This is a genomic window from Chitinophaga lutea (assembly GCF_003813775.1).
Classification (GTDB): Bacteria; Bacteroidota; Bacteroidia; order Chitinophagales; family Chitinophagaceae; genus Chitinophaga; species Chitinophaga lutea.
Genome location: NZ_RPDH01000001.1, coordinates 1 through 11,883 on the forward strand (window position 1 = coordinate 1; position 11,883 = coordinate 11,883).

General features: G+C 47.7%; 10 protein-coding genes, 1 tRNA gene and 1 pseudogene. 5 read left to right on the plus strand and 7 right to left on the minus strand.

The window, feature by feature from the left end; genetic code table 11:
* Window positions 1–141, plus strand: a pseudogene (locus tag EGT74_RS27430) (IS256 family transposase); the annotation flags it as partial.
* A 76-nt stretch (window positions 142–217) separates the two neighbouring features.
* Here EGT74_RS27430 and EGT74_RS00005 read toward each other — a convergent pair.
* The 4 genes from EGT74_RS00005 to EGT74_RS00020 all read right to left on the minus strand — a co-directional run bounded on the left by EGT74_RS00005 (window position 218) and on the right by EGT74_RS00020 (window position 4,156).
* The gene (locus EGT74_RS00005; protein WP_123844394.1) at window positions 218–592 is read right to left on the minus strand and encodes a hypothetical protein; all 375 of its coding nucleotides are present in this window, start codon (window positions 590–592) and stop codon (window positions 218–220) included.
* Window positions 589–1,884 (minus strand): TlpA disulfide reductase family protein, encoded by a 1,296-nt coding sequence (locus EGT74_RS00010; protein ID WP_123844395.1) that lies wholly within the window; start codon window positions 1,882–1,884, stop codon window positions 589–591. Before EGT74_RS00010 ends, EGT74_RS00005 begins: the two co-directional genes overlap by 4 nt.
* Window positions 1,885–1,943: 59 nt before the next feature.
* Entirely contained in the window at window positions 1,944–2,168 is a 225-nt protein-coding gene (locus tag EGT74_RS00015) for a hypothetical protein (RefSeq protein WP_123844396.1), read from the minus strand.
* 377 nt (window positions 2,169–2,545) lie between these two features.
* Entirely contained in the window at window positions 2,546–4,156 is a 1,611-nt protein-coding gene (locus EGT74_RS00020; RefSeq protein ID WP_123844397.1) for a vitamin K epoxide reductase family protein, read from the minus strand.
* 416 nt (window positions 4,157–4,572) lie between these two features.
* Here EGT74_RS00020 and EGT74_RS00025 point away from each other — a divergent pair, with 416 nt between their 5' ends.
* Window positions 4,573–5,079: a hypothetical protein gene (locus EGT74_RS00025; RefSeq protein WP_123844398.1), complete on the plus strand. Its 507-nt coding sequence runs from the start codon at window positions 4,573–4,575 to the stop codon at window positions 5,077–5,079.
* Between the two features lie 113 nt (window positions 5,080–5,192).
* Complete coding sequence (locus EGT74_RS27435) at window positions 5,193–5,579, plus strand: DUF4134 family protein (protein ID WP_123844399.1); 387 nt, start codon at window positions 5,193–5,195, stop codon at window positions 5,577–5,579.
* Between the two features lie 365 nt (window positions 5,580–5,944).
* Here the strand turns inward: EGT74_RS27435 and EGT74_RS00035 are convergent.
* Window positions 5,945–6,028, minus strand: a tRNA-Leu gene (locus EGT74_RS00035).
* 303 nt (window positions 6,029–6,331) lie between these two features.
* On the opposite strand from EGT74_RS00035, the gene EGT74_RS00040 reads away from it, so the two are divergent.
* Entirely contained in the window at window positions 6,332–8,422 is a 2,091-nt protein-coding gene (locus EGT74_RS00040; protein WP_123844400.1) for a family 20 glycosylhydrolase, read from the plus strand.
* Between the two features lie 25 nt (window positions 8,423–8,447).
* Entirely contained in the window at window positions 8,448–8,996 is a 549-nt protein-coding gene (locus tag EGT74_RS00045) for an RNA polymerase sigma factor (protein WP_123844401.1), read from the plus strand.
* Window positions 8,997–9,113: 117 nt separating this feature from the next.
* Here the strand turns inward: EGT74_RS00045 and EGT74_RS26805 are convergent, their stop codons facing one another.
* Window positions 9,114–9,287, minus strand: a complete 174-nt coding sequence (locus tag EGT74_RS26805) for a hypothetical protein (RefSeq protein ID WP_158617930.1) — start codon at window positions 9,285–9,287, stop codon at window positions 9,114–9,116.
* Between the two features lie 248 nt (window positions 9,288–9,535).
* The gene (locus EGT74_RS00050; protein WP_123844402.1) at window positions 9,536–11,875 is read right to left on the minus strand and encodes a GH92 family glycosyl hydrolase; all 2,340 of its coding nucleotides are present in this window, start codon (window positions 11,873–11,875) and stop codon (window positions 9,536–9,538) included.
* Between the last annotated feature and the right edge of the window lie 8 nt (window positions 11,876–11,883).

Consider the following 11,883-nt stretch of genomic DNA (forward strand, 5'->3'; position numbering starts at 1 on the left):
ACAAAATCAAAAGGCGCCTTCCAATCCGAAGACGCCCTAATGAAACTTTTATTCCTCGTTCAGGAAAATATCTGCGCTAAGTGGAACAAACCGGTTCACAACTGGAATCAGACGCTTGCTCAACTATTACAGCATAAATGATCGTTTGATTTAATTTTTCTTCATTCAAAATATATCCTCAAGCTATGTTCAAAAGCCGAATTGCAAGAAGTTACCTTTAGTCAATGATTAAGGCCCTTTTTTTACTAATTATTTTATTGGCTTCATTAGTTTTTTCTGGTAATAAATGTGTATGAAAAAAGACGGTTTTGTCACCATGGTTGGTTTTAACTCTAAAGCTACCTGCTCCAACTTTATGCGGTTTGAGATCCAGGAAGCCAGGTCGAATACTGGCCTCAACGTCCGAATTTGGTAAGATTGAAATAATCTTAATTTTTGTACTGTCGAAGTAGAGATGATTTTTGGTAGCTAGGTACAGATGATTTGCCTTTTTTTCATTACTCTGATAAACTTGACTTTTCTGCAAATGCCAATTTTCAATGGGAGCCATTAAGGATAAAGGCAGGATTAGGAGAATATTGACAATATTCATTTGGAAGTGAATTTTATTTTGTTCAACAAAAAGGATTCTATTTTATAAAGGCCACCTCCAGTCTCCCTCATTACTATATTCCCTTCCTTATTTACTAGAATGTAGGTAGGGTATGAAATTAAACTCATTGGTCGCAGTGGATTGTTTGAATTTGATATATTTACGAAATAATCTGTTCTGGAACTGTTTTTGCTTTTTAAAACGCTTTTGGTTCCCTGAATATTGTTTGTATATTCGCAAGCGATGCCGATTATTGTAAGTGTATTCTTGTCGAACTTTCTTTTTAGTATAGAAAGAGAATCAAAATCTCGGATGCAAGGCATGCACCAGGATCCCCAAAAATCTACCAAATAGTACTCTGTAGAACTGCTGCCGTTCAAAATATAGTTGCTTACAGCGGTATCCGATACTAAAGGCAATTTCAAGTCGATAAAGCGTTGCCCGATACGGTAGTTGCTGACTGGATGAATGGTATCCCTGATGTATTTTAGTATTAGATACTCTCCAGACGGTGATATGCTATCAACTGAGACCTTATATGGAGGAATTGAAATCTGAGTTCTCAGATGATAGGGTAAAACTTCTTTGAAATCAATTTTTTGTAGAGGATGGCCTGGCTTAGAAATATTTATAGTAACATTTCTACCAACGTAGCCTTTTCGGGCAAGGCTCATCCTAGCCTCAACGGCAACGGGTTCGATCCCGTCCAATCGAAACATTCCCTTCGCACTATTATTGTGAAGAAGTTGAAGATCGAGTGTTATATTGCCGCCAAAGCGTTTTATTAACGGCTTCAACTGAAAGTCATATGCTGATCGAGAAATGATCTTTCCCTCCGCCATTTCTAGCGTGGAGGAAAGATTATATAAGTTTCCTGAATTTACAATCAATTGTTCTGAGCTGCTAAATATTCCATTATTGTCCCTATCTATTAGAAGATAAGCGGTTGAATCTGTTTCAGCTGGCCTCAGTAAAAATTGAATCGCATTTGGTTTGGCAAAAGTGGATGTGGTGTCGATATTGTAAGTCTTAATAAGCGTTTTGACGCTGTCTAATGGTAATCCCCCTTTCTCAATAAGCTCATGATAATAAGAGTTTATATCGTGTATATACGTAAAATAAATTGACTCGTCGGGGCTAGCATATGTTGTGCCTGACTTCTTTACCAAAGCCTGATTCGTAGAAATGTTTGAAACATTCCCCTTTGTTTGTTGTAATGGTACAACTTTAGTTTCTTGTGCTGATGCCGTAAAAGCCAAGGCTATCAGAAGGTTTGCAATAAGTATGCGCATTCTTGGAAATTAAAGTTTCGGGACGAACTGATTGCCCGCCCCGAAACAATTTGTACCACTTAGTCACAAGGACAATATTCAGTATCACCGCAGTAAACAGATTCCCTTTCTGGGTCTGCGTAGCAACTTACGCCAAGTCCACAATCTTTCGTACCATAAGTATTCTTGTTTTTGCACCAAACGGAACAGATTGAGGGTGCGTCGCCTTCGCCGCCCGGGTTAGTAACCTCACCTCCAAGAATATCTTTCATTTGTTCTTTACTTAAAGTGATGACATTTTTCATCGGTAAGAGTTTAGTTGTTAAACATATGGTTCATCGCTATTCCGGCGTTCATTACACGACACGGACTTTACTTGCCCTCCTTCGGAACAGTAAGCGTATCCATTGGCGCCACCTCCATAATCGTTTGCTGTACATCCTGCATCCGAATTTGGACAAGTAATTGTTACAGAGCCTCCACCCTCACACATTGCCGTAGCTGCGCAAGCTCCTCCAATTGATCCTCCCATGATGGATTTCATCTCTGACGAACTAAGGGACTTAATTTGGGTTTTGTTGACCGTCATAAATTCCAGTTGTATTTATTTTTTAATATGGGTACTCTTTTTTTTCGAGGTTCGTATCATCTCCTCGTTTAATCGATCGAATTAAAAGTGTGACTATGTTTGAAGTAGTATTGTTTTTAAGTCTTCAATACTATAACGATCCGGCAATTTTTTTCCATTGATATAGAACGTTGGAGTGTGCGATATTTTGGCATCCTCACACCACTTCTCCATGGATTTTATTCTCTTATCAATGTCGGTCGGGATTTTATGTGTACCGTTGCTCGCAAACATTGCTATATCTTTTATAGGTGCTTCATACCATTTTGAAAGAAGTTCAGAGAATTTTTCAGGGCCTTCAGTTTCTTGAGTTGAAATGAAATGCCTTACGGGCGCTGTTCGCGGATCTCCTTCGTGAGTACTCGCTGTAAAAATGATACGCATGTTTACATTACTATTTACCTTAAGTATTTGCTCTAATGGGTGGTGTGCTTTTGCGCATGGGCCACAATACGGATTGCAAACCTTTAGGATTGTAATTGATGCGTTTGGATTTCCAATTAACATTCCTATCTCACGCCATCCTTCCGGCGCCGAAGTTTCCCGGTTGAGCTGATGATTGAAATAGTCGGGGCTGTTCAGGATTCGTTTATATGCATACTTATATCTTTTCTCGTTACTGGCCTTTATGAAGATTCTCTTCAGTGACTTCCAGCAAACAACCGGGAGTAGTAATGCGATTATTACTGGAAAGAGAAATATCGGTGAGAATTGTCGGAATGCTGAAAATTGATACTGATTCAATGAAGCGAGTGCAATGATTAATTCTACGATCAATGTGACTTGGATTCCCAGGCATAACGGACAAAATTGTTTTACTACTTTAAATTGATAGTAAAAGCTGAAAATTATGAAAGGAGTCGCTGCTAATGATAAACTAGCCAGCAATGCTCCTTTGAAGGGGGTGGTTATTTCGCTACTTAATAGTATAATTGCTGTTGAGAAAAAATAGTAGAATCCGATTTCACTCCAGGTATGACCCCAAATCTTTGCGCCTTTACTTTTAAGCACTGCATCACAGTTTAATTCTTTGCTGCCAGTGCATATGTTTTTTATTAAAGAGTTACTTTTGTCGACTTCGTAAGTTAGTAACAGCGTTGTAATTATTGCACCAAATAGTTTTAGCGCCAGTAGAGGTACGAAAATTTTGGAATCCCCAATGGAGAGTATCGAAAAGTATTTTCCAAGTATTAAGAACAGAATAATAATACCTCCAACAATTGGAAAGGAAAGTTTCGACCTTAGAAATGAAGATAATTTTGTTTGCGTATTCTCTTTAGGAAGATTTTTCCCTTGCAATATTATGCCTTGATAGGAGCTGATAAATTGCTCTCGGGATACCGAAACTTTCTTCCAGTGTCCTGAATAGTAATTAACGCTAGTTTTAGAAATCTCTGTGACAATGACGAAATCCTTGCCTGTGGGTAAATTTTTAAGATAGGTTATAAACGGCGGCGTGAAATCAAATACCGAGTCGGTTTCCACCGCATATGCGTTATTCGTAACACCGTTTCGATGAAGTATATCACTTAGCGAGTAAAGCGACGGATAGTCAGGATGTACCTGCAGCTGCTCTGCAATATTTATTTTATCTAGCGGGATATTTAAAAGTTCGGAATATTTTGCGCCAACAAGAGGTAGGCGGGTATTAAACTCAAGCGCCATAAGATTGGTATAAGAATTGGGTTAAAAAGTTTTGTTGTCATTCACATCTTTTCCATTATGCATAATGGTACGGGGTGCGTGAAAATTTATTTTAGAGAATTTGAAAAAAAATTGGGTCTTAACGTTTTCAACTTCTACTGTAACTATCATACATTTCTAAGTTACAATGTTTGTGAATCCAAATATCAGTGTGGTGTTTTTTTAATCCAAATAAAGCATAACTCAATTTTTGAATTGCAAAATAGTATCAATTTAAATTCAAACTATTGATTACTAATAGATTATAATAAATGGAAAGTTTTGACTGTCTAGGAAAGTCGAAAACTGTTCTACACTATGATTGACGCTATGAAAATTCGCCTATAGTTGGGTGCACATTTGCCTTACAATTTATTTCATAATCAAAATACAATTGTATGGCATCGTTCAATTTTTCCCCAGTACTGCTCGCCCTCCTTCTTTCGGGCATTACATACGTCCTGGTATATCTCTTTTTCATAAGGACGAAAAACTTCAACAAAAAGGAAATACCCGTGCCCATCGTTCAAGCTGCCGGCGTGAGGGAGTCTGTATCTCCCTCCTTTAGCCACCGCCTGCCCACCTACGAACGCCGTGAACCTGAGATATACTTAACGGAGGATGACGATATCGGCGAACTGGAGCTGGTGGAAGACGATTCGAGCATCCTCCTTAAAGAAGCGGAATCCGTCATCGATCAGATCTCCGCGGTGATCGATAATATCGCCTCCCAACCGGCGAATCCCGCCGAGGTATTCACGAAGATACGTGCAATCGTGAGCCAGTACAGTATTTTCCAGGGCACCGAGTTCTACGATGCCATTAACCGGTACGTGGCCGTGTCCGTCGAGCGCGAGCTGGCATTGCGCTTTACCGAAGCGGAGCTGTCAGAAATGTGGGCGTAGATCTGCGCGATCAAATCAACTTTCCCATCATAGCCCTGCCTGCCGATCAACGGTTCTCCGTCGGCGACGGGCCCCCACAGGCGGGGCATCTTCACCTCCCAAATATCTGATTCATGCAATTACCCAATTCTCACGGGCGGAAGGCCCGCTGGCAGGCTATTGCCGCTATTCTCCTGATTACAGGCATTTCGGCTCAGGCCCAGGACGGCGTTGCTGGTATCGAGCAGGCAAACGAAATGGTGCGCGAATACTTCGACACTGGTATCACCCTTCTTTACGCCATTGGCGCCGTCCTGGGCCTCGTGGGCGCCGTGAAGGTCTATACCCGGCCTTTTTTCGAAAGAACTAAAAAAGCTGGTTCCGAAACCAGGCATGGTGGAAGTGTACAAGACCGTTCTAAACGCTGCATACAGGGAGCGCAACAAGGGAAACAAAAGCGACCTGTCACTGATCTCCAACCAAATAGCCAACGCCCAAGGGGAAATCATAAAAGCCCGTAAACTGATGCTAGCCGATGACCTAGAGCCTTCCGAGTACAAGGAGATAAAGACTGATGCTGAAGGCAGAATTCAAAAATTGGAGGCAAAATTGATGGAGGTGAGCCGGCGCACAGCGAATATCGATGGCCTACTGGATAAGGCTGTTAAGGCGCTTGCGAAAGTAGACGTTTTATATGCTGATTCTGACGTTAAGACCAAACGCAGGATCATCGGTTCGATTTTCCCTGAAAAACTCGTTTTTGACGGATTCCAATATCGAACCGCCCGCATGAATGAGGCGGCGGAACTGATATTCAAGCTGGATAAGGGTCTGCTTAAAAATGAAAGTGGACAAACCAGAAGAATTTCCGATTTGTCCACTAAGGTGCCCAGAACTGGATTCGAACCAGCACACCCTTGCGAGCGCTGCGACCTGAACACAGTGCGTCTACCAATTTCGCCATCTGGGCATCTTTTTTTTTGCGTCAGGGAGTGCAAATGTAGGTGATTATTTCAAATTTCCAAATTCATTGCAGCATAGCGGAAAAATATTTCTCATCCGTGCGTGCCTCAACGCACCAGGCAGTACCACTATTTTAGCTTTTATATATGCAATTTTGCCTCCCCCACACAGGCCATACCGATTTTGATATCTTTACGCCCCGTTAAAGCCGGCGAACGCAATCGCTGCTCATGTCGTCAACCAAGCGTTTCACTTTCCACTGCAATGAAAGCCCGGCAAACAATATAATTGATACCTAACAATGTATGATATGAAAAAAGCCGTCTTGCTTACTGCATTCCTGCTCCGGTTGTTTCAGCCCGACGCCCGGTCCCAAACCGTCAACGCCGCGCCATTTGTTATTCCCGGCTTACGGGAATGGCAGGGAAGCACAGGCCAATTCACCCTTCTCCCGTCGAGCGCCATCGTATTGGAGCCAGGTTCCGCGCAGGCGCTCTCCGGCACCGCGCGCATCCTGCAACAAGACCTGCAGCAACTGACGAACGGGCTGGCTTTTCCTGTAAAAACCGGTACGCCGGCCAACGGTGATATCTTTTTAAGCCTGCACAAAACAGACACCTCGCTGGGGAAAGAGGGATACTTAATAAACTCGACCCCGCACGCGCTGCACATTGCTGCACCGGAAACCCGGGGCGTATTCTGGGGAACCCGCACGCTGCTCCAGGTATTGGAACACGACAGCCTGCACGCGCATTTCCCCTGCGGTGAGGCGAAAGACTATCCACGGTATGAAGTACGCGGCTTCGTACTCGATGTCGGCCGCAAGTTCTTCAGCATGGACTTCCTCCGGCAGTACGTGAAATTCATGTCTTACTACAAAATGAATGATTTCCATATCCATCTCAACGATAATGGCTTTTACAAGCTTTTCGGGAACAACTGGGATAGCACCTACGCGGCCTTCCGCCTGCAAAGCGATTTTTATCCCACCCTTACCGCCAGGGACGGCTCCTATACGAAACAGGAATTCAGGGAGCTGCAGGCGCTGGCCACGTCGTATGGCGTCAACATCGTCCCCGAAATTGACGTACCGGCGCATTCGCTCGCCTTTTCAAAGCTCCGCCCGGAAATCGGCAGCAAAAAATACGGCATGGATCATCTCGACCTTGACAATCCGGTTACCTATCAGGTTATCGACAGCGTGTTCATGGAATACCTTTCGGGGCCCAACCCGGTATTCACCGGGCCGGATGTGCATATAGGCACCGACGAATATGCAAAGGAAGCCGCCGAGCAGTTCCGCGCCTTCATCGATCATTACATCCGCCTGGTGGAAGGTTATGGCAAAAAAGCAAGGATATGGGGCTCGCTTACGCATGCCAAAGGCAATACGCCCGTTAAGGTAAAAGACGTCACCATCAACGCATGGTATAATGGCTACGCTGATCCCGTGGAGATGGCCAAACTAGGGTACAACATGATCTCCACACCCGACAGCTGGTTATATATCGTGCCCGCGGCAGGCTATTACTATGATTATCTCAACCTGAAAACGTTGTACAACAAATGGGAACCGGTACAGGTAAACAGCATCCGCTTTAAAGACGGCGACCCGCACATCAAAGGCGGCTCTTTCGCGGTGTGGAATGATCGCGTCGGCAACGGGATCACCGAAAAAGACGTACACGACCGGGTATTTCCCGCCATGCAGGTGCTCGCCCAAAAAATGTGGAAAGGCGCCGACAGTACGCAATCCTACGCCGCCTTTGCCGCCCGTGCAGCCGGCACAGGAGAGGGCCCCGGCGCCAATATGCGGGGCAAACTCCAGGGGAAAAACGGGCTGGTGCTGCAATACCAACCGGGAAAGCCGGTAGCTAAAGACAATGCCGGCGCTCGCGCAAAAGCAGTTAAAACAGCCGGCACAACCACCAGAAAAGATGGGCTGCATTTTAACGGAGGACGCAGCTTCGTACAAATGCCGGTACCGGAAATAGGTTACGGCTATACGGTAAGTTTCAGCATCAAACCTGCCGCAGGCAATATACCCAATGCCGTGCTGTTCCGCTCTCCCCACGCAGTCGTTAAACTCAGGCAGCAACAAACAGGGAAAATCGGTTTTTCACGGGAGGGCTACGACTATGCGTTCGATTATGTGGTACCGGAAAATAAGTGGACGCAACTGGCTATCAGCGGCGATCATAAAGGCACCCGTCTGTATGCCGACGGCAAACTTGTGCAAAGCCTCCAGGGGAAAAAGATCGGCATTGCCGGCAAGAAAGATTCGATGCTCATCGTACAAACGCTTTTCTTTCCCCTGCAATACATCGGAGATACCACACATGCCTTTAAAGGTGCGATAAAGGATCTGCAAGTCTGGAACAGCGCGGATAAAATAAAATAACTTGCGCTGCTAACAGACCCTTGTCATGAAGGAACAGCCCTTACATAGTATGACGGACGAACCGGCAGATGAAACGATCCTGCTTGAGCGAATTGCGTCAGGGGATGAAAGGGCGTTCGCGGCATTGTACCAGCGCTACTGGAGCAAGGTTTTCACTTACCTCCTCCGGCTTACCAAATCAAGGGAAACGGCAGAAGAACTGCTTTCTGAAATATTTACCCGACTCTGGGTGAACAGGGCCGCAGCTTCCGGCATAGGGAACGTAGACGCCTTCCTGTCTAAAGTGACCTACAACAGGGCCATAGATTTCTTCCGGTTTGCCGCGAAGGAAAAGAAAATACAGGCATTGGTCACCCTGGAACTTAACCGGCACCCATCTCAGACAAACGACGGATACCTGGCGGACAAAGAGTATAAAGCATTGCTCCGCCAGGCCATCCGCCAGTTACCACCCCAACGCCAGCGCGTTTTCACCCTCAGCAGGGAACAGGGGCTTACGCACGAGGAAATTGCCCGGCAACTAAATATGTCGCCGCAGACCGTGAAGAAAACAATGTCCAATGCCAGAACCTGAAACAAAACCCCAATTACTGATACGCACCCCCCAAATGACGTATGTAACCAAAGTACATGCGCAATGCACATGAGAAACCGGCTCTTACCTGAGCCGGTTTTCTTTCTTTGGTCCTTTTTACCCCAGGAAAGACATGTTGAAATGGGTGGCTATCCAGGTTGACACCGGCCGCGCTTCTGCGTCGAAGTTCCCGTCCATCCTGCCGGTATTTTCGAGCCAGGCGCAATACCTGTCCAGGTGCCGGGAAAAATCCCGGTCGTTGGTATCGTAATGCTGCGCGATGATTTTCAAACCTGTGCGCCGGGCAATGTTTCACACCATATCCAGCTCCCGCTCCCCGGCTATGCCCGCTATCCCGTATTCGATTCCGTCATATCCTTCATCCCTCGCCGTTTTGCAGAACAATTCCCACGAAACCGCTTCGCTGCCCCCACCCGGGCAATAAAATTCAACCACCATGCTTACTGACTTGTTATGTGCTTGCCGATAAAAGAACGACTGTTCTTCACTACGGTATGATTTTCAACGGGGGGCCGGTATCACAACGCGGTGATTCCCCAGGTTTTATTCGGCGAAGGCCCCAGCGTCAGCTGCAGCAGGCCGCCCTTGGCGAAGGCGCTGAACGGGAATGAGAAGCTGTTCCATAATTTCCCGTTCAGGCGGGCAGACTGGATGTAGGTGTTATCTTTCCCGCGCGGTGATTTCGCCTCGATAACGAAGCGTTTTCCGCCGGGCAGGTGAAACGTGATTTTATCAAAAACGGGAGATGTGATTTCCAGGGAGGGGTTCATATCCGCCAGGCCCTGTACGTCGAACAAGCCAACGGCCATTAACGCGCTGAGCGCGCCCATCTGGCCCTGGTCTTCGTCGCCGCGGTAGCCGGCGGCAAAGGTGGTATCGCCGAAGGTGACCGCTTTCACACGGCGTACCCAATATTGCGTTTTCCAGGGCGCGCCGGCATAGCTGAACAGGTGCGCCAGGTGGCAGCCCGGCTGGTTGTCGTAATCGATTTCCGATTTTGCATGCTCACCGTGCTCCGCAGCAAACCCAAAGGCGGCGGCCTTTGAAAAACTTGCATCCAGCCGCTTTACGAATGTTTCCCTGCCGCCCATGGCATGCACCAGGCCGTCAACATCCTGCGGCACATAATAACTGTAAATAGCCGAGTTCGACTCGATGAAACCCGGTGCAGCAAATCCTTTTCCGTTTGGAGGAATCACCGGCTCGAACGGAGTGAGCCAATGGCCGGCGGTATCTTTCGGCCGCATGTAGCCGGAGCCTGCGTCGAAAATATTTTCCCAGTTCGCGGCCCTTTTCATAAATACCCGGTGCTGGTCGTGCTTCCCCAGGCTTAAAGCCATCTGGGCGATGCACCAGTCCTGGTACGCATACTCCAGCGTCATGGCCGCGCCGCCGCGATGAAAGCCGCTCCCCCGCTTCGAGATTTCGTACGGCACATAGCCGAACCTGACGTACCAGTCGATGCCGCCTCCCTGCGGGTTAGGCCCCGCCTCGTAGCCGGCCCGGTCACGGATACCGCCCGGGAATGCGTTTTTATATGCGCCGGCAAACGCCTCGTTCGTGTCGAACGTGGCGCGCCCCGTTTGCATCAATGCCGCCAGCAGCGGAGCTGTCTGATCGCCTACCATGACGTACGACATATTACCTCCCCACGATTCCCGGGCGAGCAGGCCCGCGTTGCGGTAATAGGCCAGAAACGTAGCGGCGAGGCTGTTGCCGTATTCGGGGTACACCATCGACCACAGCACATTCAGGTTCCACTGTGATCCCCACAAGCCGTCCGCATCCAGGAAATGAAATGCCGGCTTGCCTTCCGGCGTCAGTGGAATGTTTCTTACCACGGGAGCCGGTCCGGTATTATCAAGGTACTGGCCGTTCACATCTTCCGTCCATCTGCGGCCGATGGCGGTATGCATCAGGTCCGTATATAACTTCACCTGCTGCTGCCGTGTTCCGCCGGCTACGTCAATTCTTCCAAGGTAGTCGTTCCACGCCTGCGTGGCCTTTTCAACGGCAGCGCCAAAGTCCCAGTCCTTCAGTTCGCTTTCGAGGTTCAGCCGGGCGTTGGCCATGCTGACGAAGGAGATACCCACCTGCAGCATCACCTGCTCACCCTGCCGCAGGTTATAAAAACTCGCATATAAACCCGCCCGGCGGTCTTCCACCTGGGTTGCCGTTGTGAGAACCCTGGCGCCGGAGCTGTCTGTGGACGATTGCCAGAGATTTATTTTATCCGCCGGCTTGCTGAACCTGGCGAAAAAGTATACCGTACAGTTCTTTTTCCGCCGGAAAGTGGGCGCCATAACGGAGTAACCTTCTATTTCGGTACCGCTCACCTGCCTGGCATGTCCTTTCAGCATGACAACCGGCCCCAACGCGGCGGTGAGGTCCATAATAACATGCGCCTCCCCGGCCGCGGGAAAGGTATACCGGTGAAACCCCGCACGGGGGGAAGCGGTGAACTCTGCCGTGATGCCATAGTCTTCCAGGCGGATTTTATGATACCCCGGCTTTGCCACTTCCCCTTCGTGACTCAATCTCGACCTAGATGCCTCCAGCCCCTGCAATGCCTTGCAGGAACCAACCACAGGCATCACGGGGATGCCGGCAGTTTGGGTATTGTGGACGTGGCTGAAATTCAGGATATGGGTATCATTATAGCGATAGCCGGCGTTCCAAAGATCGCCGTGGTGTGTATCGGGTGCGAGCGACACCATGCCGTAAGGCATTGAGGCGGCGGCGAAAAAATCAAACCGGGGCTTGGCCGTTGCCACCAGCGGGTTGGCCAAATCGGCCGGCCGCTGGCCGGATGCTGCAAGCGCCGAAAAAAGACACAACAATAATGAGCGTAGTTTCATCTGTATTT

Excerpts from the sequence above, each read along its gene's own strand:
- EGT74_RS00005 (WP_123844394.1), bottom strand. The coding sequence starts at position 592 with ATGAATATTGTCAATATTCTCCTAATCCTGCCTTTATCCTTAATGGCT.
- EGT74_RS00010 (WP_123844395.1), bottom strand. The coding sequence starts at position 1,884 with ATGCGCATACTTATTGCAAACCTTCTGATAGCCTTGGCTTTTACGGCA.
- EGT74_RS00015 (WP_123844396.1), bottom strand. The coding sequence starts at position 2,168 with ATGAAAAATGTCATCACTTTAAGTAAAGAACAAATGAAAGATATTCTT.
- EGT74_RS00020 (WP_123844397.1), bottom strand. The coding sequence starts at position 4,156 with ATGGCGCTTGAGTTTAATACCCGCCTACCTCTTGTTGGCGCAAAATAT.
- EGT74_RS00025 (WP_123844398.1), top strand. The coding sequence starts at position 4,573 with ATGGCATCGTTCAATTTTTCCCCAGTACTGCTCGCCCTCCTTCTTTCG.
- EGT74_RS27435 (WP_123844399.1), top strand. The coding sequence starts at position 5,193 with ATGCAATTACCCAATTCTCACGGGCGGAAGGCCCGCTGGCAGGCTATT.
- EGT74_RS00040 (WP_123844400.1), top strand. The coding sequence starts at position 6,332 with ATGAAAAAAGCCGTCTTGCTTACTGCATTCCTGCTCCGGTTGTTTCAG.
- EGT74_RS00045 (WP_123844401.1), top strand. The coding sequence starts at position 8,448 with ATGAAGGAACAGCCCTTACATAGTATGACGGACGAACCGGCAGATGAA.
- EGT74_RS00050 (WP_123844402.1), bottom strand. The coding sequence starts at position 11,875 with ATGAAACTACGCTCATTATTGTTGTGTCTTTTTTCGGCGCTTGCAGCA.